The sequence below is a fragment of the Planktothrix paucivesiculata PCC 9631 genome, assembly GCF_900009265.2.
Lineage (GTDB): Bacteria > Cyanobacteriota > Cyanobacteriia > Cyanobacteriales > Microcoleaceae > Planktothrix > Planktothrix paucivesiculata.
In genome coordinates this window covers 30,088-52,484 of sequence record NZ_LR735020.1, presented here as the reverse complement: position 1 = coordinate 52,484, position 22,397 = coordinate 30,088, and the positions used below count along the sequence as shown (strand labels likewise).

The following is a 22,397-nucleotide window of genomic DNA, read 5'->3' as shown; positions in this document are numbered from 1 at the left end:
CCGCCTGATAACTTACAGCTTGTGGCTTCGCCGTGAGCGTCAGCCGAAGGGTGTGGCGATCAAACTCCATCGAACTCACGTTAATATAAAGGAATCAAGGGGTGCGATCGCAAATAATTGGTGACAATTTATAAGAAGATTAAAAAATATGACAAGTTCAACTAAAAACAAATTTCAGGAATTGTATCAAAGCGAGGAAATTTTAATTGCTTGTCGATAGCACTGTGCTGCATCTTTATATAATTCTTGATTTTCCAGTAAATGACCTAGCCCTATGTAAGCTCTATCACAATTAGGATTAAGATCTATTGCTTTTTGATAATAACTTTTGGCTTCATCAATTTGCTGTTTAATCAATAAAGAATCTGCTATTTTGACATGAATATCAACCATAATATTATCGATTTTTAAAGCTCCAAAAATTTTATTTTTATAATCTAGGCAACTTTGATAATATTGAATGCCTTTTTTATAAAAAATTATTGCTTTATCCAAATTTTCGTTTTGCTTTTCTTGATCTCCTTTGTTGATATAAATGTAAGCCAATATCTCATAAAATTTTGTCCATTCTTTGTTGATATTTATAGCTTTTTCATAAGCAAAAATAGCATTTTCTAATCGTTGCTTTTTAAGGAATATTTTAGCCAATCTATCAAATAGATAAGCTCGATTATTATCAATAATAATTGCACTACATTGAGCAATAAGAGCAGCTTCCCAATCATTTTGATTTTCTAGTGCTATTGAAAGATGATGTTGATATATTGCACTGCTAGGATTATCAATATTTTGATAAAAATTTATATATTCTTCTACATATTCTTGGAAAGTCATCGTATTAGTACAAAAAACACTATTTTTGTAAGTATCTTTAGGTGAAATAAATTTGAGTTTTAAATGTTTAATAACGCTTGGATAAATGGGAAGTTGTTGTTCATCTAGGACACCATTTTTGGCATTGATAATTTCTGTCTTGATGGAAGGCATATTTAGAACAGATAATATTTGATTGACAACATAAATCCCTAAAATGTCAGAGGGATGATTGTGAGTATAAAATAGATAATCATATTGATACTTTGATTCTATAAAATCGGCAACTTTAATAGTTAAGCCATTTTCTCGATTTCTAAGTTCTTCTAAGGTACTATGAACATGATCAATTAATTCTGCTTCTTGATAAAAATTTTCATCACAAATACGCTTTATTAACTCTTCTTGGCTATAACCTTGTTCTAGAAATTTATCAATATTACGATCTCCATGATATATCATTCCAAAAGGATAAACATGATTGGTTTTTATTTTAGGGTTAGGATAGTATTGAGGGTGATAACCTGTAAAGTAAAGTGATGGAAACGAAATACAAAAGCAATCAGGCTTTAGCCTATTTTTTACAGATTCAGAACTCAAAAAACCATGTTCTTCTCGGACAGGCTGATAAATAAAGAGATCTGCCTCTTTCAAAGAGTTATCATCAAGTTTTTTCTCTCCTTGTAAAAATTCATGAACTAACCCACCAATCATTTTAATCTCATATTTATTAATAAACTCTTGAGATTCTTGTAAATATTTTATCAAAATCCCCTGTTGACAGTTAGCGTAAAAAAAGCACTTTTTTTTCATATTCATAGGTAATTTATATTTATGTTTTGTAAGTTCAAATTATAAAAAACTAGAAATCTTTCATTATTTCTTCAAATATTAAAATGGATTCTTTATAAATTTCATTGTCATCAAATGTTCTTTTATAAATTTCTTGGATAATATCGTTACTAAACTCTAGTTTTTTTATATTTCTGTTTTCACTTTTATTAATAAAAGGTATTATATTTTTATTCATATATTCATCCTGACGTTGAAAGTTGAATTTTTTTTGAAATAGATAAAATGACTCATCAAATCTTTCATTAATAAATATAAAATCATAATCTTGAATCGATTGTCCTCTTAAATGAACAGTATGAGCATTACCAATATCGTAAATAGAAGCAAAATCAATGATATCTATTTGATTACTTTTAATAGCTTGATATAAATAGTCTTGTTCATTTTTTTCGTTCATTATATGCTGAAAATGTGAAATTACTCTTGTGACTGGATGACGAACACAGGTAATATATTTCGCATTAGGAAATAACCAACTGTATTTAGAATAATAGAAATGACCATGAATCACATCAAACTGTTTTTCGATAAATTCCTTGTGTTTGAGTAAATATTCTTTTTCTTGAGGTTTTAAGAGTGCATTACTATAATCAGGGCAATAATCCCACAAAATTCGGCGGGAGGTACCATAATCTAAAAGATAACCCAGAGTCGTTCCTGCTGTTTTAGGAATATGAATCGATATGTAGCTTACCATATAAACCCCTTAAATAATTCAAAGAATTTTTTGTCAAAAGTTTCATTCCAATTTGAACTCCAATTGAGCTTGGAGTTTTGAATTCTGAATTTAAAATCTTTAGATTTATTGACGGCAAGCTCAATAGCAGATGCGACACTTTCTACATCAGCAAAGCAAGGAACAATATTAGATGAGATTTGACGTAAAGTATCAAAGTTACGATCTCCATAAACATTGGTAACAACAATAAGACCTGCTTTCACCATTTCAAAAGGAAGTATACTCGGATGGGGAGCATACATTAGACTCAGCCCCACATCATAGGTCTGTAAAATTTTCTCATATTCGTTTTGAGGAATCTTACTAAAGATTTTAATGGTCAGATTCTTCCCTAATTCTAATAGATAAGATTTGCCTAAAGTTCCAACGCCATCCAAGTTCCAAGTCGAGTCAATCACTCCATTTTCAACTGCCTTTTTTAACCCTAAAATTCCAATTTCAAATAAATTTCGGGCTGCATGAGCTTCTGGTCTAGCATAAAATAATAATGATTTTCTTTTCTTGGATTCTAAAGTTTCTAAAGTAGGCGGAGACAATTTACCTAGTGCGTGTTCAAAAACGATGTAGTCTTTTTCTAATAAACCAGAAAAGATACCTAAATTTTCATTTTCAAAGAAATTCGCTAAAATTTGAGTATTAAAAATTGCGATGTGAGGTAATCGATAGGCACTATCTACCAATGCTTTCAATGAATTATTTTGGTGAAAAATAGCTTCATACTCTTGAATTAAAAAAAAGTATTTTTTCAAGTTTGTAAAAGAGGCAAGATGAGACGCTATCATTGATGTCCAAGCATCATAAGCAATAAATCGATCACGGGTGGTAATCAATACTTTATCTTTTTTGGAAGTAATATTGATGATCTCACATTGATTTATTGTAGAAAATAGGTAAGGTTTACTGCGAGATAAGCTCAGTCTAAATAAATCTATATTACATCCCTCATCGTCACAAATCATTAATCTAACTTTGAATTTTTCTTCGATTAACCGATGAATCAAGTGTAAGAGGGCAATATAGCCTCCATAGACAATATCCATGTCTAGAGTAGGTACTAATATATTAACTCTAGATTCAGGTTCAGATTCTACAATAACATCATGTTTTTTAAGTTTTTGCTCTAGGTAGCATAGATTTTCAATAGCGACAGGTTTAGTGATCAATGGATATTTTAATTCTGAAGTAGACTGTAAATCGGGTTTGGGTAATCTTCCTTCAACACGACCACTGAGTAAATAATGCTCAAAGCCACATAAAATGCAACCTTTTTCAATGGCTAACTTAATATCTTGGTAAAAATTAATATACCATTCTTCATCAAAATTTTTATGAGGAGAATGTCTTTTTTTTATGCCAAAATTAATATAATAACTAAAGGATGTAAATTTTGAATTTTCATCAATCAGTTTTTTAGCTTCAGGATAAGTGTCTAAATACCATTCTTCATCAAAGAAAGCCTTCATTAAGGTAATAGAACTCTTTGAATTTGGGTTTAATATTTCAGTTTTTTCTTGCTTGACTTTATTTGAAATTTTATTCAGTTTTTTATGAGCTTCAGAAAAATCACCATATTCAATGGCTTTTTTATAAGCTATAATCGATTCTTCCCACCGCTCAGACTTCACTAATACTTCCGCTAAGTTATAATAAGACCAAGCAAAATTTTGATCCAATTCAATCGCTTTTTGATAAGCCGAGATCGCTCCTTCCCAATCTTCTTTTTTAACTAAAACATCCCCTAAATTATGATGAGATAAAGCAAAATCTGGTTTCAACTCAATCGCTTTCCGATAGGCTTGCGCCGCCTGATCCCAGCGTTTCAACTCCCGCAACCCATCCCCTAAATTATTATAAGACCAGGAAAACTCAGGATTCAATTCAATGGCTTTTTGATAGGCTGCGATCGCATCTTCCCAGCGCTGCAACTTCAGTAAGGCATCCCCTAAATTATGATAAACCTCAGCCCCATCCGACCGCAAGCCGATCGCTGTTTTATAAACCTCAACAGCCTCATCCCAGCGTTCCAACTTCAGGAACAAATCCCCTAACTCCCGTTGCACCTCAACCCAAGTGGGTGTTATTATCAACGCTTGCTGATAGGCTGCGATCGCTTCTTGCCATTTTTCCTGCTCAACTAAAGCCTGGGCTAACCGATAAGGAGGTTCGGCCGGAGAAACTGAGCGACGACGACTTTTAACCATAGAAGACACCTGGGGAAGATCAGAAAGACTTGAGGGTTGTTGCTGAATAACCATAACTACTACTTGAGACAATACGAAAGATTAAATTAAGGCACTTGTGATAAATAACTCCGCAGCCTGTTGATACGCTCCAACCGCCGCTTCTAGTTCCCCCTGTTGCCAGAGGACATCACCTAATTTATGATGCACTTCCCATAACTCAGGCGACCTCTCCAGCACTTGCTGATAACAAGCGATCGCCTTTTGACACTGCCCTTGACGCGACCAGATATCCCCCAATGCTTCTTGAACCGAAGTCAATTTCGGGTTTAACTGAACTGCCGTTTGGTAATACTCGATGGCAGCGTCCCATTGCTCCTGTTCTGCATAGATATCCCCTAAAAGCCCGTAGATATCCGGATCTTCTGGCTGAAGTTTTCGCAATTGTTCATAAACAGCCAAGGCGGGGGCAATTTCTCCTTGATGGTATAAAGCCCGGGCCATCAATAGACATCTCCGAAATAAAAATGGGGAGGGATACTTGATGGTAAAATTGGATTTTACCCCAAGGAGAGATGACTAAATTAAGAGGCTATCTGGACAAGAATCCCCAGCAAACAAAAAGGCTATTAGGGATGGAATATGAACAGTTGATAGAACTANCGCGGAGTTATTAGAGCAAGAAAGACGGCAGGAACAGGAAAAAGCTAAGATCAGGTTGATTAAAGCAGGCGGGGGTCGTCACCAAAAATTGTCTGTGGAGGAACAAATCTTACTAACTCTAATTTATCTGCATCAGATGTGGGTAGAAAAAATTCTGCTGGAATTTGAGTTAATAGTAGATAGCTATGAACAGCCCATGCAAAGACCAACAGACAATGAAGAGCAGAAAAAATATTACTCAGGAAAGAAAAAAACACATACCTTTAAAAATCAAGTCATTGTCATGCCGAGCGGGAAAGAAATAGTGGATGTAGCTGTGGGTTATACCGGAGCAACAAGCGATCTGAAATTGTGGAGAGAAAGAAGGGAGGAATTGGGGAATCATCAAAAATACAGGGGGGATAAAGCTTATGTAGGGGAAACAGCAATTAATACACCATATAAGAAACCGANAAAACACATACGTTTAAAAATCAAGTCATTGTCATGCCGAGCGGGAAAGAAATAGTGGATGTAGCTGTGGGTTATACCGGAGCAACAAGCGATCTGAAATTGTGGAGAGAAAGAAGGGAGGAATTGGGGAATCATCAAAAATACAGGGGGGATAAAGCTTATGTAGGGGAAACAGCAATTAATACACCACATAAGAAACCGAGGAATCAAGAAATATCCCTTGAACATCGAGAAGAAAATCGGTTAAAAGCCAAACAAAGGATTGTAGTCGAACATTTAATAAGACTGATAAAAATTTATCGAGTTGCTTCCGAAAGATTTCGGTTAAAGAGCCAAAATTATGAAGCAGTAATCTTGACAGTATGTGGACTAATAAGATGGCGAATAGGAGCGATTGTATTATCATCTAAGAATTGCCCAGAATACTTTTGAAAAATGATTGAATATCAGAAATAAAATTCATTAATTATTATTAATGTAACTGAAAAAGCCTATGAATCCGTTACTTTAGGAGAACCCGGCACAGGAGTGCTAGAGACTCAAAAAGTAGCGATAGAGGGCATTTGGAGATTTTCGGAGATGTCTAATCTATAGGCTTCTACCTGTTCTGGCTCCTGCTCAATCAGTTGACGACAAATCTGAATACAAGTTTCCCACTGACTTACAGGACTTACGCAAGGACGCTATATATAGCGCATTAAGGATCTGGTTGAGACAGAAGGGCAATAGGCCTCTGGCACGCTACGCGAGCGCGCTTATAAAAAGAGAATTAATCTGTGTTTGAATTGATGAGTAAACTAAATAAAAGAAAGTTTTAGAGAGGGATGTTTAAGCTCTTGGCTCAGGTAATCTGCTAATAAACCAGCTTTTAACTGATAGACAGTTTGAGAAACTTTCTTAGCCATACGAGTCAGAAAAACCCAAACTAATAAAGCGCAAGCAATGTGGTTTTTTTGAACACTCGCTTTACGGCATTGACAAGATTCTATCCCGGTTAATTGTTTAATTTCTCGGTGGAATTCCTCAATTTTCCATCGCAGTTTACATTGAGAGATGACTTCATCTATTGAAGACTGATTTAAATCATTTGTAGCTACATATTCCGTTCTGTTGGCAGAAACAGTCACCCGAAATAGTTTGACCTTTTTATATGAGGGGAATTTATTTATTTTGATTAGCTTTCCCTGTTTTTCTTCAATTTCAGACCACATTAACTGTTCAATAGGCTGATATTTTTTTTGACCTCCTGTATCATCAACCAGCCGGTTTTTTTTGAGCGGAACATAATAAATTTTCCCTAAATTATCAATCAAAGCCATTAACTTTTGCGCTGCATATATATTGACGGCGGACAAGTTCAATTTTTGAGGAAAATCTTTTATCGAGTACCGTATCATCAAAAACCAAACAAGCTTCCGGATGGCTCTGAAGTTCTGAATGCACTTTTTCCCAAATCACTTCGGGTGTTAAGTTTTCTGAATTCAAGTAACGATTAATTGTATCATGGCTAAACTCTTGAATATGTGCAGCAAAGTTAGTTAGAGTATAGTTGATTTGGCTACTCAGGAGATATTGGCAATAGTATAGATAATTGATGCTCATAATTTTTGGGCATAAATTCTGATGCTATTTTAACATTTCTTATTCTCCGTTTCCAGATTTCTTTTGGGTTAGCGATCGCTAACTCCTTAGTACGCTACATATAGCGTCACTGCGTAAGTCCTGTCGCAATAAATGTAAGTACTATCAACAAGGTATAAGAGCTATGAGGCTTATAGAGTCTGTCTTGTAGCTGATTTCGTCCCCCCTTCAGCTTTTGCCGTGTTTGTTTTCAGTAAAAATATGGATTTTTTCAGGGAATTAATTTTAATAAAAATCGTTCAAATTACAACCGTATTAAAATTGAGTCATTTTCTAGGATAAAACCATGACTAAAGTAGGATTTCAGCATTTTAGGAAGGTGATTGGAAATTAAGGTACTGACCAACTTATGTATTGTTTTATACTTAATTTTTTTAGGTTTATGTACTATAGCAACCGCGTTCGGCAGTCAGGACGCAAGGCGTAAGACATCCTCCATCGCATCTCGTAAACAATTAAACTGATTCAATTGATCACGAATTCGACTTTTTAACCAAAACCCACATTTTCTCAATATTATTAATCTTAAACAATACCGATATTTCTGTTTAGGGGCGAAGCACGCCTCACCCCCAGGATGAATTTGATTTCTAATCCGATTATTAGTCTCTTATTTTCTCAGACCAAACACGAGTGGGTAAACCCCAAACATAGATAAACCCTTCCGCTGCTTTGTGATCAAAAACGTCTTCGGAGCCATAGGTTGCTAAGTCTAAACTATAGAGAGAATTGGCAGATTTCCGGCCAACAATTGTGGCATTTCCCTTAAACAATTTGATTCGGACAACACCCGCAACCCGTTCTTGAGTTTGTTGGATAAAGGCATCCAAAGCCGCTTTTAACGGACTATACCAGAGGCCATTATAAACCAACTGACTATAGGTTTCTTCAATGCCCCGTTTATAACGAGTCACATCGGCGGTTAAGGTTAAACTTTCTAAATCTCGGTGGGCATGAATTAACACAATCATCGCCGGAGATTCATAAATTTCCCTGGATTTAATCCCGACTAAACGGTTTTCAATCATGTCTAGGCGTCCGACCCCATGATTTCCGGCAATTTCATTTAATTTGCCAATTAACTGAACACCGTCCATCGCCTCGCCATTCAAACTCACCGGAACTCCAGTTTCAAACCCAATTTCAATATATTCAGGTTCGTTAGGAGTCTCAGAAATCGGTTTAGTAATCGCATAGACTTCTTCCAGGGGCTCCGTCCAAGGATCTTCCAAAGGCCCAGCCTCAATCGCAATCCCTAACAAATTTCTATCTAAACTATAGGGAGAGGATTTTTTCACCGGGGAAGCAATGCCGAATTTTTCCCCGTAAGCAATGGTTTCTTCCCGACTCATCCCCCATTCCCGGGCGGGGGCCAGAATTTTCAATTTCGGGTTGAGCGCGCCAATGGAAACATCAAACCGCACTTGGTCGTTTCCTTTTCCGGTACAACCGTGGGCGATCGCATCGGCTCCGTATTTTTCGGCGACTTCCACTAAGGTTTTAGCAATTAACGGACGGGCTAAGGCCGTGGCCAGGGGATAGCGGTTTTCATACAAAGCATTGGCTTGAATGGCCGGAAACGCATAGTCCCTGACAAATCTATCCTGGACATTAATCACCAGGGACTCGACGGCGCCGGAGTCCAAGGCTTTTTGTTGAACAGGCCCTAATTCATCCCCTTGTCCCAGGTCTACGGCCAGGGTAATGACTTCTTTGACACCAAACTCATTTTTCAAGTAGGGGATACAAACGGAGGTATCCACCCCACCAGAATAAGCAAGCACAACTTTTTCAGCGCGACCCATGATTAATTTTTCTCCTGAAGTAACCAAATGTTACATTATCTCGCCTTTGATGCCCTTTAGACGTCAGGAATTCTATATATTTGAGTGGGGGCCATTTTGAGGGCAGGGGGACTGGATTTTTTTCGGGTCAGTAGTTGATAATAATAGTGATTTAAGTTTCAGGCTAGAAAAACTGTGTTTTTAAGTATTGTCATTCCTACCTATAATCGTTTAGCGATTTTACAAAAGTGTTTAAAAGCGTTGGAACAGCAACAATATGATCATATTATTACTAACTATGAGGTGGTTTTAGTTGATGATGGTTCAACGGATGGAACCTTAAATTGGTTAGAGGAAAATCAGTTAGAGTTTCCCCATGTTCGGCTATTTTGTCAATCCCATCAAGGGCCTGCCGCGGCGAGAAATTTAGGGATAGAAAAAGCTAACGGGGAGATTATTATTTTTATTGACAGTGATTTAGTCGTAACAAAAACGTTTTTACAATCCCATGCTGATAGTTTAGTTGAGGGATATCAAACTTCAGATAAAGTTTTTACCTATGGTCGGGTAATTAATACTTGTAATTTTGAAGATCCCACTTCTGAACCTTATAAAATTACTGATTTTTCGGCGGCTTATTTTGCCACGGGAAATGTAGCGATCGCTCGTCATTGGTTAATAGAAGCCGGATTATTTGATCCTCAATTTCAACAATATGGCTGGGAAGATTTAGAATTAGGAGTTAGGTTAAAGAAATTAGGTTTAACATTAATTAAATGTCCCGATGCCGTAGGTTATCATTGGCATCCAGCGTTTAGTTTGGAACAATTACCGAAATTAATAGATCGAGAAATTCAACGGGGGAGAATGGGGGTTTTATTTTATCAAAAGCATCCCTCTTTTGAAGTTAAAATGATGATTCAAATGACGATATTACACAAAATATTATGGGGTTTATTATCGTTAGGAGGACGTTTAAACGAGCGGACAATGGCAGGGTTTTTACAATATTTAATTAATCAAGGAAAATCACAATTAGCCTTAGAAATTGCTCGAATATTTCTGAATTGGTATAATGTTAAAGCGGTTTATTCAGCTTATAATGAGTTAAAATATAGGGGGACATAAACTATAGAAATCCGCGCCGAGGTTGTAACATTTTATCGTAGGGGTTGGGTCTTCCAACCCTCTTGACTTATAAAAACACTTTATAAACTCGATTCTGAATCTGGAGCAATTTCTAAACCTGGTATGTGTCTAATTTGCTGCTGCTCTTTAACTAAATCCGATAAAGAATCAATATTAACTCCAATGCGATGACAAGCGGTTTGCAGTGCGTCCATAAATTTGTCTATATCCTCTCCATAACCCGCTAGTTGAGCCGCATTTTCAACACCTTGTTTAGCATTAGCTTTCGCACAGTCAATTAATTCTAGGTCTGTCAGAGGTTTTGATTTACTCATTATGATAAAATTATCAATACAGTTAATCTATTTTACCTTAAATCCCTCAATTTTAATTAAAAATATAGCAACAGCCAATAAAGTCTTATTACCCATTACCCATTACCCTGTTACTGAGCGAAGTCGAAGTATTACCCATTACCCATTACCCATTACCCATTACCCATTACCCATTACCCATTACCCATTACCCATTACCCATTACCCTGTTACTGAGCGAAGTCGAAGTATTACCCATTACCTATTCCCTATTCCCTCCTATAACAGCATCTTCAAATTTATATCCCACCCCCGTCACTGTTTTAATAAAAGTGGGATGGGAGGGGTCAGGTTCAATTTTTTTCCGCAGTCTAGCGACGTGGGTATCCACAACCCTTTCATCACCAAAAAAGTCATCTCCCCAAAGTTTATCTATCAGTTGGGTACGACTCCAAACCCGACCCGGATAACTCAGAAAAGTTGATAATAAATTAAATTCTAAAGTCGTTAAATCCAGGGTTTCTGTGTTCCCTGACTCTAATTGATAGCTGGCTATTCTTTGGTCTAAATCCACTAAAAAATGCGCGGTTTGATAGACTTGATTCGGTTGACTTCCTTGGCGCAAACTCCGTCTTAATAACGCTCTAACTCTAGCAACTAATTCCCTAGGACTAAAAGGTTTAACAAAATAATCATCCGCCCCTGTAGATAAACCAATAATCCGATCTAGTTCTTCACCTTTAGCGGTTAACATTAAAATATAAGGGTCTTTTTGCCCAGGTTTCTGACGAATTCTAGCACAGACTTCTAACCCATCTAACCCCGGAATCATTAAATCTAAAATAATTAAATCCGGTTGTAATTCTTGAAATTTTTGTAAAGCGGCTAAACCATTATTAGAAATCTGGCAAGAAAATCCTTCCGCTTCTAAAGTATGCTGAATTAAACGAGCAATTTCGGGTTCATCCTCAACAATTAAAATATCCATAAATTAGAATTAAATGGCAATTTGTTCAGGACATTCCAGATGTAAATTGCGATCGCCAAAGGGAGCATCTACAAAATCACAATGATGGGGGCGATCGCTATTCGGATAACGATTAGCCTGAAAAAAGCGACAAGTCACACACATTTTTGAGATCGGAATTTGACCCCCTTCTTGCAACTTCAGAATCATTTTAATCAATCCTCGCAAAAAAACCGTCTGCTCTAGTTCAGAGAGTTGTCCCACCGCATCTAAGAATAGATCAGACCAACAAGAGGTTTCTGCCGCGGTGCTTTTGCCTTTCGGAGTGAGGGTGATGGCGATCGCCCGTCCATCCTGGGGAGATCGGATTTTTTGTACCAAACCTTTTTCGGACAAAACCCGTACCGCATCACTGGCCGTTGCGGGGGTGACAGCTAAACCTTTTGCCACCGCAGATAAACGCATTCCTTCAGACCCCTTTGCCTGTAACAACGATAGAATTTGGGCTTGGGTGGGCGAGAGTCCATATTGTCCGGCATCCTGCCAAGATTGACTTTTTAGGGCAAGGCTGACCTTAGAAAGCCCGATCAGAATCCGTTCTGCGGTTGAGTCTTGATCAAAATCAGAAAAATTCATAGACTCATCTTTACTCATAGGGTTAGCCATCAATTAAGTTTCATAGCCAATGTTTGGGGTAAGTGCGGCCGGGTGCTGTGTTATTAAATACAAAAGTCCAAAGAACAATAATAGCTGATCCCGCTAACACGGGAGTGAACAAAAAATGCCAAGATACCCCACTCATCACACCCACCAGGGCAACAGCCCCCGATGGCGGATGAATTGTTCGTGTGAGTTTCATCAGCAAAATGGTGGTGGCGACAGCTAAGGCCATGACCCAAGGAGCCGTACCAAACATCTGCACGCATAAAATGGAAACTAATCCCCCCCAAAAATTGCCGCCGATGACATTGCGCGGTTGGGCTAGAGGACTATCGGGAACACCAAAAACCAGAACCGCCGTTGCTCCCATCGGAGCAGCAATTAGGGGATAATGACTATGGGCAGAAAGATAGGCGAGGATGCTAATTCCAACAAAACTACCCAGCCAAGAGAGCAACACTTGAGGATAGGAGAACTGAGGCTGATAAGATCGACCTCGACGACGGGAATTCCGAATATAAACAATTAACCGTCGATGTTTAATCCCTCTCAAAAACTTAGTTTTATTCATCTGAAAACATCACAAAAAACCGCCATCCTATTCCTCTTTTTAGGCTACTTTTAAAACCTCTGAGGGATAATGTGCACCCTCTAACATGACAGTTGTAATCACGCTATAAGCATCAACCCATGCTTCTTTGACCTCGGGAGTCCAGGCATCGCCCGCTAATCCGGCTAGGGTTTTGAGCAGGGAGTTCCCCACTAGGCGATAATGATGGGGGAGGACACCATATTTAAGGTGACGAGTTCCCAAGTGTTTGAGAGTTTGTTCCACAAGTTCAGACTTACAAAGATTCTCAACGACAAACTTCAATGACCCAAACAGATGATCTCCTTGCTCATCCATTTTTGTATGGGCAAATAGGGGCTTGACTTCTGGATAATCACCTAAAAGATTGGTGTAGAAAGCCTGCTTAAAATCTTGCTCTCGATCCTCTACCAGTTGGAAACTCGTCTGTAGAACCTGAATATTTAATGTCATATCAGTCACTAGAGCATTAGTTAGGAATCCTAATTATTAGGACTCCTAACTAATATCATGGTTTCCTCAACCTGTCAACCCCTACCTATTAAGAACCAATTATTAATTTGGAAGAACCCCACAATCGAGAGAGATTTATAACTTAAGATAGATGTAAAATTACTAGAAATTTAGCTTTTTTAAATAAACTGGGTTTTTAGTAATTAAGAATAAACCAGCACTAAAGCTGTAATATTGTTTCTTCATGGATAAAGTTCAGACTAAAAACCCATTATTATAACTTAGATTAAAAATGTTTTTTTCAGAGTTCAAACTTCCACTCTTTTATCGATTGATTTTAATGGCATTAATAGGCTTAATCATCAGTCTATTAATAGTTAAACCTGTATTTACACAACAACCTGTTACTATTAAAGTTTTAGTTCAAGCCTTAGAATCAACTCAATGGCAACCCATTATTAATAGTTTCCATCAAACCCATCCACAAATTCGTTTAGAAGTGGTTAAAGCTCCAAATAATAGTAATCTGGTGGAAGATTTATATACTTCTGCCTATTTACTGGGGGATTCTCCCTATGATTTAGCTTATATGGATGTGGTGTGGGTACAAAAATTTGCCGCCGCCGGGTGGTTAGAAGATTTAACTAAAAAAGTTGATCCTCAGACCCTAGATAATTATATTCAAGGGGATGTTCAGGGGGGAAAATATCACGATAAATTGTATCGAATGCCCTTTAGAACTGATGTTGGAATGTTATATTATCGAAAAGATTTATTAGAAAAAGCCGGATTAAAACCCCCTAAAACCTTTCAAGATTTACTCACCACCTCCCAAACCCTTCAAAATCAAAATTTAGCCCAATGGGGTTATGTTTGGCAGGGAAAACAATATGAAGGATTAGCCGCCATGTTCACGGAAATTTTACAGGGATATGGAGGATTTTGGGTGAATTCTGAAACCCAAGCTATCGGATTAGATGCGCCCGAAAGTATAGAAGCCGTTAAGTTTTTACGACAAACCATTCAACAAAGTATTTCTCCCCCCGGCGTTACGACCTATGCAGAAGAAGAAACTCGCCGATTATTTGAAAGTGGAAATACAGTTTTTTTAAGAAATTGGCCGTACGTTTATGCTTTGGCTGCTAACTCTCCTATTGGCGGAAAATATGGGATTCAACCGATGGTTCATTTACCTGGAAAACAAAGCGGTGCTTGTTTAGGAGGGTGGGGATTTGGGATTTCTAAAAATTCTAAGCATCAACGCGAAGCCTGGCAAGTGATTGAATATTTTAATCAACCCGATATCCAACGACAATATTTTTTAGAAACGGGCTATGTTCCCTCTCAAAAGTCCCTATTTACCGATGATATTTTAGTTGCCCAATATAACTATTTACCCGCCCTATTACAAGGGGCTGAAAATGCAGTTTTGCGCCCACCCATTCCCCAATATGCTCAAGTCTCAGATATTCTCCAACGCTATTTAAGTGCGGCGTTAACCGGGAGTAAAACTCCAGAAGCCGCCATGAAAGCAGCCGCAGGAGAAACTCGCACGTTGTTAAACATTAATGAATGAATTTTGAGCATGAATACTAATTCTTTGGAAAAACAAGAAAAACGAACCGGATGGCTGTTGATTTTGCCAGCTTTGTTCATCATTGCTTTAGTGTTTATCTACCCCATTTTAAGAGCTTTTTCATTAAGCGTATTCACACAAAATTTAGGAACTCAATTACAACCTATTTTTTCAGGATTGAATAATTATCAACGCATCTTAGCAGATGGTCGATTTTGGCAAACCCTTTGGAATACAACGGTTTTTACCAGTATTTCTATTATCTTGGAATTAATCTTGGGTTTATTCATAGCTTTAATTCTGAATCAAAGTTTTAAAGGTCGAGGTTTGGTCAGAACCGCAACTTTAATTCCTTGGGCTTTACCAACGGCGGTGATGGGGTTAGCTTGGGCTTGGATTTTTAATGACCAATATGGTGTCGTCAATGATATTTTACAACGTCTTAATCTGATTAATAGCCCCATGACTTGGTTAGGAGAACCCAGTCGGGCAATGTTCGCTTTAATTATTGCCGATGTTTGGAAAACTACCCCTTTTATTGCTATTATTTTACTAGCCGGACTGCAATCTATTTCCCAAGATTTATATGAAGCCCATGCCATGGATGGGGCAAACTCAATTCAAAGTTTTTCTCAAATTACCCTTCCTTTAATTACCCCTCAAATTATCATTGCCTTATTGTTTAGATTTGCTCAAGCCTTTGGGATTTTTGATTTAGTTCAAGTCATGACTGGAGGGGGGCCAGCCGGGGCAACGGAAACCGTTTCTGTTTATATTTATGCCACCATTAGACGGTATCTTGATTTTGGTTATGGGGCGGCTTTAGTGGTCGTCACCTTTTTATTATTAATTGTTGCGGTTTGTATTGCGGCTTGTTTCCTATCAAAACTGCGTGTTAATATGATTGGAGATCAATAAATGGCAAATTTTAATCCCTCAAATTCTATTAGTTTTATTCCTGGAAAAAAGATTCTACTCACCCTGGGTATAATCTTCACTATTTTGTTTTGTTTAGCTCCGGTTTTTTGGCAATTACTGACTTCTTTTAAAACCAATGCTGCAATTTCAACAGTTCCTAATATTTATTTTCCCAGTTTAGAACAACTGACTTTTCAACATTATCTCAGCTTAGGTAGTCAATTTCTAAGATATATTTTTAATAGTGCTTTTGTTTCCATTATTTCAACTTTATTATGCTTAACCATAGGTGCTCCGGCTGCTTATGCCCTAACAAGATTAAAACTCCCCGGAGAAAATTTGATTTTGGGACTGATTCTGGTTATAACATTGTTTCCCTATATTTTGTTATTTATGGGGTTATTAGAATTAGTTAAATTTTTTCAGATTGGAAATAATTATTTAGCATTAATCATCCCCTATACCGCAATTAATTTACCCTTGACCATTTTAATTTTAAGAAGTTTTTTCCAACAACTTCCTAAAGATTTAGAAGATTCTGCCAAAATTGACGGCTACAATACTTTATCTATGCTATTAAATATTGTTTTACCCTTAACCCTTCCTGCCTTAGTCACCACAGGCCTATTAACCTTTATTTTTGCTTGGAATGAATTTATTTTTGCCTTAACCTTTATTACCAGAGAAGATTTATATACCATCCCCGTTGCTGTTGCTCAACTAGGGGGCACTTCTTTATTAGAAATTCCCTATGGGCCAATGGCGGCGGCAACTTTAGCGGGAACATTTCCATTAATTATTTTAGTTTTGATTTTTCAACGCCGAATTGTTCAAGGAATTACCGCAGGAGCCGTCAAAGGTTAACCATAATCTTAACAATTAATGGAGATCATGAATCATGGCAAAACTCGAAATTATCAATTTAAAAAAGCAATTTTCCTCCCAGGTTATTCCGGTAAAAGATATAACTTTAGAAGTCAATGATGGAGAATTTCTCACCCTATTAGGCCCTTCGGGTTGTGGAAAATCAACCTTATTAAGAATGATTGCAGGACTTGACCAACCCACCCAGGGAAAAGTTATTTTAGGCAATCGAGATGTGACCAACCTTCCCCCGAGTGAACGAAATATTGCCATGGTATTTCAAAGTTATGCTCTGTATCCCCATTTAACGGTTTTTGATAATATTTCGACGGCTTTAAAATTAAGAAAAATTCCAACGGATGAGATTCAATCCCGTGTTAATGATGTTGCTCATCGCTTAGATATTCAACATTTATTACTCAGAAAACCTGCTCAACTGTCCGGGGGGCAACGTCAACGGGTGGCTTTAGGGAGAGCTTTAGTCAGAAATCCCGAGGTGTTTTTATTAGATGAACCCTTAAGTAATTTAGATGCGCTATTACGAGAACAGGTAAGAGCCGATTTAAAACAATTATTTAATTCTCAACAAAAACCCGTTGTTTATGTCACCCATGACCAAACCGAAGCTCTAACTTTATCAAGTAAAATTGCTGTACTTCATCAAGGTTATTTACAACAATTAGCATCTCCTTCAGAGATTTATAATGCTCCAGCCAATCAATTTGTTGCGGGTTTTGTGGGAAGTCCTCAGATGAATTTAATTCGCTTAAATTGTCGAGAAAATTATGGGATTTTAGGAGCATTTCAAATTCCATTACCGGAGTTAAAAACCCAACCCTCTCAAATTATATTGGGAATTCGCCCCGAAGATATTCATTTAGAAAATCGGGAAGATTCTGTGGATTTAGAAGGTCAAATTTTTTTAGTGGAAGATTTAGGAAAAGAAAAACTTTTGAATGTGAGAATCAATCAATCCCATCAAACAATCCGTTTTTTGGTTCCAGCCCAGCAAACTTGGGAAAGTGAAACAGTAAACTTAAGTTTATCGCCCCAACGGATACACTGGTTTGATGCTGAATCGGGCGATCGCTTATTTTAAAATTATCTTAAAAAATAATCCCAAAATCTGTTAAAATTATAAAACCTTTAATCTGAAGTTTATTCCCACCCCGACAATGCAAGAATTTTTTCAAAACGTTTCTCGCTATCCCCGTTATTTTATTACCTTTACCCTAGGAATTTTCTTTTTCCTATTTGAACGTCTAAAACCCCTCTTAAATCGCCCGGTAACTGCAACTGCATTAGTAATTTTATTATTAAGTGTTTTTGCATTTACCTTTTTTACCTTAAAGGCAATGTTAGGATTAAACCCGGTTTAAAAAAAAGGGAGGGAAGGTTTAAATTTCCCTTTTTATATTTTGTTTAAATTAACAGGACAACCTCTTAAAGTCCCCCAATTTTGGGGGATTTAGGGGGCAAATATTGCTGCTTGAGAAATAGTCTCTAAAACTGCTGATCAATCCTTCATAACCTGATCATTATCTAGCCCCCTAGCCCCCAACATTGGGGGGGAAATAAATAATTAGGACTTTTTAGGGCGATTGCTATGATCATTGGTATGCGATCGCCTACTTTTGACACGCTATATATAGCCTGCTTGCGTAAGTCCTGATTCCAACTAACTTGTTTCTTGCAATTCATCCAAACGGACTAACACTTCCTGACTATGAATAGCCGGATTAACCCCTAGAAATATTTCCCTTAAAATCCCCTCGGAATCGATAATAAAAGTATGACGCATGGATATAAAATTAATCCATGAACCATAGGATTTACTGACTTTTCCATCAACATCAGCCAGTAAGGGAAATTTTAATCCTTCCGAATCACAAAACTCAGCATGGGATTGAATATCATCAGCACTAATCCCTAAAATTTGGGTGTTTTTCGCTAAATATTTTGGTAAATCCTGTTGAAAACGACGAGCTTCTAAAGTACATCCAGAGGTAAAATCCTTTGGATAAAAATAGAGAATAACCCATTGTCCTTGATAATCAGATAAAGAAATTTTTCCCTCTCCACTATTAGTTGGTAAGGTAAAATTAGGGGCGGGTTGATTCAAAGTGGGCAGTTTTCCCCCTAACGCCCAAGCGGGTGAATTTAGGTTGAAGCTAAACACCACGAAACCCAGAGATAACAGAAAACTCAGAAATAAACGACGGGACATTATTACTTAGGATAATCACAACTCTTTATATAAGTTTACACAATTTCAGAAGTAACAGGAACTTAAATTTTAGGTTTGGTGTCTCAATATTGGCAATATCTTATCCTAATTACAATCTTTATTGTAAAATATCAAGAGAAAATTAGGTTAATTTAAGACAATCTAACACATTATTTTATTATGGCTGATCTACCCCAATTAACCAGTGCTGCCACCGTGATTATGGTGGTTGAAGGATTACCTATTACCATTCAAGTTGATGGTGCAAATGCTCCGATAACGGCGGGAAATTTCGTTGATTTAGTTGAACGAAATGTTTATAATAACACCCTATTTCATCGCGTTGTTATTGACCCCAATCCCTTTGTAGCTCAAGGTGGTGACCCCCAAAGTAAAGATCCTAATATTGATCCTAATGTGTTAGGAATTGGCGGTTTTATTGACCCTGCTACGGGTCAAGTCCGAAATATTCCCTTAGAAATTAAACCCCAAGGCGCCACAGAACCCCTTTATAGTCAAACCTTTCAACAAGCAGGAATTACCGTTCCTCCGGTGTTAAGTAATATCGTCGGTTCCATTGCCATGGCGCGGTCTAGTTCAGGAACCGATACCGCTTCCTCCCAATTCTATTTTAATTTAGCGGATAATTCCACAAATTTGGATGGCAATTATGCGGTTTTTGGCACAGTAACTCAAGGCTTCGATATCGTCAATCAAATTCGAGTCGGTAATGTAATTTGGGATGCCGCCGTCGTTGATGGAATTATTCCCAGTCGAGTGTCTGGAATTATTTCAGATGTCAATATTTTGAATGGATTTATTAATACTATCAATCGTGGTAGTCTGCCTTTATCCTATGCCTATCCTCGTGATTTAGATGCCGATAATGTCATAACCATGACCCCTGATATTACCCAAAATAATCCTCGCGGATTATTAGCTGGAGGCGGAAATGATCGGGTTACAGGTTCCATCGGAAATGATGTAATTAATGGCAATCAAGGGAATGATTCTCTGGATGGAAATGACGCCAATGATTATATTTTGGGAGGAAAAGATAATGATAGTATTACTGGCGGACAGGGTAATGATATTTTAAATGGAAATCGGGGGAGTGATACCATCTTTGGAGGTGCAGGTTCAGACTTTATTCGAGGTGGACAAGGTAATGATAGTTTAAATGGTAATGATGGTAAAGATTTTCTAATCGGAGATTTAGGAACAGATATTTTAACCGGAGGTGGCGGGGCTGATATTTTCCTATTACGAGGGGATGAAGCCGCCACGGTTTCTGATATCAATTTAGCCGATATTATTACGGATTTTAATGTCACCGAAGGCGATAAAATTCATGTCCTTGACACAATTAATCTGGCTAATTTAAGTTTTACATCCTCTGGGAATGACACCATTATTCGAGTTGCCAATTCGGGAATTTTAGGAGTTGTTAAAAACGTCCAACCCAGTGTTGTTCAAACGGCTACGGTTATCACATCACCCACGGATTTAGCCTTAACAATTGGTTAATGGTTTTTGATTGTTGTTGCGCTTTAGCGCTCTTAATAGGGGTGCTAAAGCACAACAACGAGATTATTTATAGTAATAATAGCCCCCTACTTATCCCATTCTCTTTGATCCAAATCAGGAGTTAAAGGTTGGTTTTGACTATCTCCCAATCCCGTAGAATTTCCTATGATAATAATAAAAAAAAATAAAGCAATAATTAACCATCCCAACGTTCCCCAGTCTGGCGGTTTTGGGGGCGGTGGCGGGGGTTTATCAACAGGAAGTTTAGGTTTGGGTGCATCGCTTTGAGACATAAAATCAACCTACAAAATTAGTGTTTATAAATTCTTTGTGTCTTTGTGGTTAAATAAAGACTCAAATCTATTATTTAATAGGTAATGTTTTCACAGTCAAAACTTGAGGAGGAGACGCATCTGGGGGATAGAGAAAATCAACTTTAATCGGTCGAGTTTCTTGGGGTTTTAGGGTTAATTCTACTAACGCTTCTCCCTGTTGTCCCCGTTTTTGAACTAAATGAATATAGCGAATTTGGGATTTTTCTTGATCATCTTCATAACTCAATCTAACCGTTCCCCGGAAGAAAACTTGAGGGGCTGGAGGGTCAAAAAACCTTAATCCCGGTTGGGATAATTTTTCTTCTTTGATGGGAGTTTGTAAGGTTAAAACAACTTTTTGGGGTTGACTTTTGGGATTATAAAGTGGTAAAATTAAGTTATATTCTACCCCATAATTTCCGTGGGCTTGATAGGCGGTATCGGGATATCTAACTACTAAAGGAGCGCTTTGAATTTGATTGGTTCCTAACTGTCCTCTGGGTAAAGTGGAAATAGGATAAGAAAAGATTTCTCCCGGTTCAGGAATAGTTAAAATAGAACGATTTGGATCAACAATATTAGCATTCCAACGGGAACCCAATGCCACTCCAGCCACCCGCCCATAGATAATTTGCTCAGAATTGGTATTAGGAGGAGTCGGGTTACGATCTCTCGGTGTAACTAACATTCCTTGCTGTAATAATTGTTCCCATTCTGTTAATGTCGGGGCGATTTCTATTCTATTTGATTGCACCGTTGCATATTTAGCCAAACTAGCAATATAAACCTCGCCATTACTCTCTAAACGCATTAAAGTAGACCGACCATTTAAAGGCGGTTCTAAATCTTTAACCGGAATGGGAGCATTTAATAATAGACGACTACTTTGGGGCGGAATTATAATTTTTTCCTCAAATTCAGTTTGTCGTTTTCCCCGTAAAATATCATTCATTACCCGACTTCCTGGCCCAGCAAAAATATTACCTGCCGAATTATCTAAAACCGCATCCAGGGGAATAAAAGGCGCGTCGGGTTGACTTAAATAACTAGCGGCTTCTAAAATATTAATAGTAACGGGTTGATTCCCCGGATTATAGGCTAATATTCCTAAATAAAGGGTTCTTAAATCATTTTCTTGGGGTGGTTTAGCAACATGATGGGCAAAAATATCAAATTTGCCTTTGAAGGGAAAATTTAAGTGGGCTTCTGGCTGTTTTTTATTATTTTTTGGAAAGGTAGATAGTAAAATTCCTTCGTTTAAAATTAGTTCGGGACTATTACTATTAAACACAGGAATTTGATCTAATTTTCCGGGTAAGGGTCGCACCTGCTGCGGTTGTACAATTTCATTCACCGGAGGGGCAGCTTGAGCAAATAGAGTTAAACTCAGAAATAAGGGTAAGATCATCGATATCAGATTGAATGGTTTTGAGCATATACAAAACAATATCCTACCTTTCTCAATAGAAATGTAGGATACTGGACTTAAAACTTCAGATTAGGCTATAGTCTAACCTGAAATTCAAAGAATATTTTGTTAAACTCCTCGGGTGGGATTCGAACCTACGACCAATCGGTTAACAGCCGACCGCTCTACCACTGAGCTACCGAGGAACGTTGTGTCTCTCTTTTAGCCACAGTTAATAATAGTAGCGCTAGATCCTGAATTTTTGCAAGCTTTTTTGAAAAAAAATTTTTTGACTTTGGTTGCAAAAGCTGAAACCCCCTTGAT

22 protein-coding genes, 1 tRNA gene and 1 pseudogene are annotated in these 22,397 nt (G+C 37.5%); 9 read left to right on the top strand and 15 right to left on the bottom strand.

Features of this window, described 5'->3' with window-relative positions; all coding sequences use genetic code 11:
- Window positions 1-186: 186 nt before the first annotated feature.
- The 4 genes from PL9631_RS17275 to PL9631_RS17260 are packed head-to-tail and all read right to left on the bottom strand — an operon-like array spanning window position 187 to window position 5,091.
- Window positions 187-1,632 carry a WcbI family polysaccharide biosynthesis putative acetyltransferase gene (locus PL9631_RS17275; RefSeq protein ID WP_083622236.1) on the bottom strand — a complete coding sequence of 482 codons (1,446 nt, stop codon included), beginning with the start codon at window positions 1,630-1,632 and terminating at the stop codon, window positions 187-189.
- 43 nt (window positions 1,633-1,675) lie between these two features.
- On the bottom strand, window positions 1,676-2,365 hold the full coding sequence (locus PL9631_RS17270) for a sulfotransferase family 2 domain-containing protein (RefSeq protein WP_083622234.1): 690 nt from the start codon (window positions 2,363-2,365) through the stop codon (window positions 1,676-1,678).
- A complete protein-coding gene (locus PL9631_RS17265) occupies window positions 2,359-4,662 on the bottom strand; it encodes a rhamnosyltransferase WsaF family glycosyltransferase (protein WP_083622232.1) in 2,304 nt (767 codons plus the stop codon). The genes PL9631_RS17270 and PL9631_RS17265 overlap by 7 nt, the downstream gene beginning before the upstream one ends.
- 27 nt (window positions 4,663-4,689) lie before the next feature.
- A complete protein-coding gene (locus tag PL9631_RS17260) occupies window positions 4,690-5,091 on the bottom strand; it encodes a tetratricopeptide repeat protein (protein WP_083622230.1) in 402 nt (133 codons plus the stop codon).
- A 295-nt stretch (window positions 5,092-5,386) separates the two neighbouring features.
- On the opposite strand from PL9631_RS17260, the gene PL9631_RS26235 reads away from it, so the two are divergent.
- Complete coding sequence (locus tag PL9631_RS26235) at window positions 5,387-5,758, top strand: transposase family protein (protein ID WP_083622228.1); 372 nt, start codon at window positions 5,387-5,389, stop codon at window positions 5,756-5,758.
- The gene (locus tag PL9631_RS17250; RefSeq protein ID WP_083622226.1) at window positions 5,737-6,135 is read left to right on the top strand and encodes a transposase family protein; all 399 of its coding nucleotides are present in this window, start codon (window positions 5,737-5,739) and stop codon (window positions 6,133-6,135) included. The genes PL9631_RS26235 and PL9631_RS17250 overlap by 22 nt, the downstream gene beginning before the upstream one ends.
- Window positions 6,136-6,500: 365 nt before the next feature.
- Here the strand turns inward: PL9631_RS17250 and PL9631_RS17245 are convergent.
- Window positions 6,501-7,305, bottom strand: a pseudogene (locus tag PL9631_RS17245) (transposase).
- Between the two features lie 641 nt (window positions 7,306-7,946).
- Window positions 7,947-9,149, bottom strand: coding sequence for an argininosuccinate synthase (locus tag PL9631_RS17240; protein WP_083622224.1), 1,203 nt, complete (start codon window positions 9,147-9,149; stop codon window positions 7,947-7,949).
- Between the two features lie 174 nt (window positions 9,150-9,323).
- On the opposite strand from PL9631_RS17240, the gene PL9631_RS17235 reads away from it, so the two are divergent.
- The gene (locus PL9631_RS17235) at window positions 9,324-10,256 is read left to right on the top strand and encodes a glycosyltransferase family 2 protein (RefSeq protein ID WP_083622222.1); all 933 of its coding nucleotides are present in this window, start codon (window positions 9,324-9,326) and stop codon (window positions 10,254-10,256) included.
- Window positions 10,257-10,336: 80 nt separating this feature from the next.
- Here the strand turns inward: PL9631_RS17235 and PL9631_RS17230 are convergent, their stop codons facing one another.
- From PL9631_RS17230 to PL9631_RS17210, 5 genes are all read right to left on the bottom strand, one after another.
- A complete protein-coding gene (locus tag PL9631_RS17230; RefSeq protein ID WP_083622220.1) occupies window positions 10,337-10,591 on the bottom strand; it encodes a hypothetical protein in 255 nt (84 codons plus the stop codon).
- A gap of 241 nt (window positions 10,592-10,832) precedes the next feature.
- Window positions 10,833-11,558, bottom strand: coding sequence for a response regulator transcription factor (locus tag PL9631_RS17225; RefSeq protein ID WP_083622218.1), 726 nt, complete (start codon window positions 11,556-11,558; stop codon window positions 10,833-10,835).
- A gap of 9 nt (window positions 11,559-11,567) precedes the next feature.
- Window positions 11,568-12,173 (bottom strand): MarR family winged helix-turn-helix transcriptional regulator, encoded by a 606-nt coding sequence (locus tag PL9631_RS17220; RefSeq protein ID WP_231516766.1) that lies wholly within the window; start codon window positions 12,171-12,173, stop codon window positions 11,568-11,570.
- A 40-nt stretch (window positions 12,174-12,213) separates the two neighbouring features.
- Entirely contained in the window at window positions 12,214-12,768 is a 555-nt protein-coding gene (locus PL9631_RS17215) for an HPP family protein (RefSeq protein ID WP_083622214.1), read from the bottom strand.
- Between the two features lie 39 nt (window positions 12,769-12,807).
- The gene (locus tag PL9631_RS17210) at window positions 12,808-13,239 is read right to left on the bottom strand and encodes a globin family protein (RefSeq protein WP_083622212.1); all 432 of its coding nucleotides are present in this window, start codon (window positions 13,237-13,239) and stop codon (window positions 12,808-12,810) included.
- A 340-nt stretch (window positions 13,240-13,579) separates the two neighbouring features.
- Here PL9631_RS17210 and PL9631_RS17205 point away from each other — a divergent pair, with 340 nt between their 5' ends.
- The 5 genes from PL9631_RS17205 (at window position 13,580) to PL9631_RS17185 (ending at window position 17,976) form a co-directional block, all read left to right on the top strand.
- Window positions 13,580-14,815 (top strand): ABC transporter substrate-binding protein, encoded by a 1,236-nt coding sequence (locus tag PL9631_RS17205; protein ID WP_231516765.1) that lies wholly within the window; start codon window positions 13,580-13,582, stop codon window positions 14,813-14,815.
- Between the two features lie 9 nt (window positions 14,816-14,824).
- Entirely contained in the window at window positions 14,825-15,733 is a 909-nt protein-coding gene (locus tag PL9631_RS17200) for a carbohydrate ABC transporter permease (RefSeq protein ID WP_083622209.1), read from the top strand.
- Window positions 15,734-16,597, top strand: a complete 864-nt coding sequence (locus PL9631_RS17195) for a carbohydrate ABC transporter permease (RefSeq protein ID WP_083622208.1) — start codon at window positions 15,734-15,736, stop codon at window positions 16,595-16,597.
- Window positions 16,598-16,631: 34 nt separating this feature from the next.
- Window positions 16,632-17,696, top strand: a complete 1,065-nt coding sequence (locus PL9631_RS17190; protein ID WP_083622206.1) for an ABC transporter ATP-binding protein — start codon at window positions 16,632-16,634, stop codon at window positions 17,694-17,696.
- 76 nt (window positions 17,697-17,772) lie between these two features.
- A complete protein-coding gene (locus tag PL9631_RS17185; protein ID WP_083622204.1) occupies window positions 17,773-17,976 on the top strand; it encodes a DUF751 family protein in 204 nt (67 codons plus the stop codon).
- Window positions 17,977-18,275: 299 nt separating this feature from the next.
- Here the strand turns inward: PL9631_RS17185 and PL9631_RS17180 are convergent, their stop codons facing one another.
- Window positions 18,276-18,824, bottom strand: coding sequence for a peroxiredoxin (locus tag PL9631_RS17180; protein ID WP_156090605.1), 549 nt, complete (start codon window positions 18,822-18,824; stop codon window positions 18,276-18,278).
- Between the two features lie 180 nt (window positions 18,825-19,004).
- Here PL9631_RS17180 and PL9631_RS17175 point away from each other — a divergent pair, with 180 nt between their 5' ends.
- Window positions 19,005-20,351: a peptidylprolyl isomerase gene (locus tag PL9631_RS17175; protein ID WP_083622201.1), complete on the top strand. Its 1,347-nt coding sequence runs from the start codon at window positions 19,005-19,007 to the stop codon at window positions 20,349-20,351.
- An 86-nt stretch (window positions 20,352-20,437) separates the two neighbouring features.
- Here PL9631_RS17175 and PL9631_RS17170 read toward each other — a convergent pair whose 3' ends face one another.
- The 3 genes from PL9631_RS17170 to PL9631_RS17160 all read right to left on the bottom strand — a co-directional run bounded on the left by PL9631_RS17170 (window position 20,438) and on the right by PL9631_RS17160 (window position 22,279).
- The gene (locus PL9631_RS17170) at window positions 20,438-20,644 is read right to left on the bottom strand and encodes a hypothetical protein (RefSeq protein ID WP_083622199.1); all 207 of its coding nucleotides are present in this window, start codon (window positions 20,642-20,644) and stop codon (window positions 20,438-20,440) included.
- A gap of 70 nt (window positions 20,645-20,714) precedes the next feature.
- Window positions 20,715-22,070, bottom strand: coding sequence for a DUF3370 domain-containing protein (locus tag PL9631_RS17165; protein ID WP_083622304.1), 1,356 nt, complete (start codon window positions 22,068-22,070; stop codon window positions 20,715-20,717).
- 137 nt (window positions 22,071-22,207) lie between these two features.
- A tRNA-Asn gene (locus tag PL9631_RS17160) sits at window positions 22,208-22,279 on the bottom strand.
- Between the last annotated feature and the right edge of the window lie 118 nt (window positions 22,280-22,397).

Excerpts from the sequence above, each read along its gene's own strand:
- PL9631_RS17275 (WP_083622236.1), bottom strand. The coding sequence starts at position 1,632 with ATGAATATGAAAAAAAAGTGCTTTTTTTACGCTAACTGTCAACAGGGG.
- PL9631_RS17270 (WP_083622234.1), bottom strand. The coding sequence starts at position 2,365 with ATGGTAAGCTACATATCGATTCATATTCCTAAAACAGCAGGAACGACT.
- PL9631_RS17265 (WP_083622232.1), bottom strand. The coding sequence starts at position 4,662 with ATGGTTATTCAGCAACAACCCTCAAGTCTTTCTGATCTTCCCCAGGTG.
- PL9631_RS17260 (WP_083622230.1), bottom strand. The coding sequence starts at position 5,091 with ATGGCCCGGGCTTTATACCATCAAGGAGAAATTGCCCCCGCCTTGGCT.
- PL9631_RS17250 (WP_083622226.1), top strand. The coding sequence starts at position 5,737 with ATGCCGAGCGGGAAAGAAATAGTGGATGTAGCTGTGGGTTATACCGGA.
- PL9631_RS17240 (WP_083622224.1), bottom strand. The coding sequence starts at position 9,149 with ATGGGTCGCGCTGAAAAAGTTGTGCTTGCTTATTCTGGTGGGGTGGAT.
- PL9631_RS17230 (WP_083622220.1), bottom strand. The coding sequence starts at position 10,591 with ATGAGTAAATCAAAACCTCTGACAGACCTAGAATTAATTGACTGTGCG.
- PL9631_RS17225 (WP_083622218.1), bottom strand. The coding sequence starts at position 11,558 with ATGGATATTTTAATTGTTGAGGATGAACCCGAAATTGCTCGTTTAATT.
- PL9631_RS17220 (WP_231516766.1), bottom strand. The coding sequence starts at position 12,173 with ATGAATTTTTCTGATTTTGATCAAGACTCAACCGCAGAACGGATTCTG.
- PL9631_RS17215 (WP_083622214.1), bottom strand. The coding sequence starts at position 12,768 with ATGAATAAAACTAAGTTTTTGAGAGGGATTAAACATCGACGGTTAATT.
- PL9631_RS17210 (WP_083622212.1), bottom strand. The coding sequence starts at position 13,239 with ATGACATTAAATATTCAGGTTCTACAGACGAGTTTCCAACTGGTAGAG.
- PL9631_RS17205 (WP_231516765.1), top strand. The coding sequence starts at position 13,580 with ATGGCATTAATAGGCTTAATCATCAGTCTATTAATAGTTAAACCTGTA.
- PL9631_RS17200 (WP_083622209.1), top strand. The coding sequence starts at position 14,825 with ATGAATACTAATTCTTTGGAAAAACAAGAAAAACGAACCGGATGGCTG.
- PL9631_RS17195 (WP_083622208.1), top strand. The coding sequence starts at position 15,734 with ATGGCAAATTTTAATCCCTCAAATTCTATTAGTTTTATTCCTGGAAAA.
- PL9631_RS17190 (WP_083622206.1), top strand. The coding sequence starts at position 16,632 with ATGGCAAAACTCGAAATTATCAATTTAAAAAAGCAATTTTCCTCCCAG.
- PL9631_RS17185 (WP_083622204.1), top strand. The coding sequence starts at position 17,773 with ATGCAAGAATTTTTTCAAAACGTTTCTCGCTATCCCCGTTATTTTATT.
- PL9631_RS17180 (WP_156090605.1), bottom strand. The coding sequence starts at position 18,824 with ATGTCCCGTCGTTTATTTCTGAGTTTTCTGTTATCTCTGGGTTTCGTG.
- PL9631_RS17175 (WP_083622201.1), top strand. The coding sequence starts at position 19,005 with ATGGCTGATCTACCCCAATTAACCAGTGCTGCCACCGTGATTATGGTG.
- PL9631_RS17170 (WP_083622199.1), bottom strand. The coding sequence starts at position 20,644 with ATGTCTCAAAGCGATGCACCCAAACCTAAACTTCCTGTTGATAAACCC.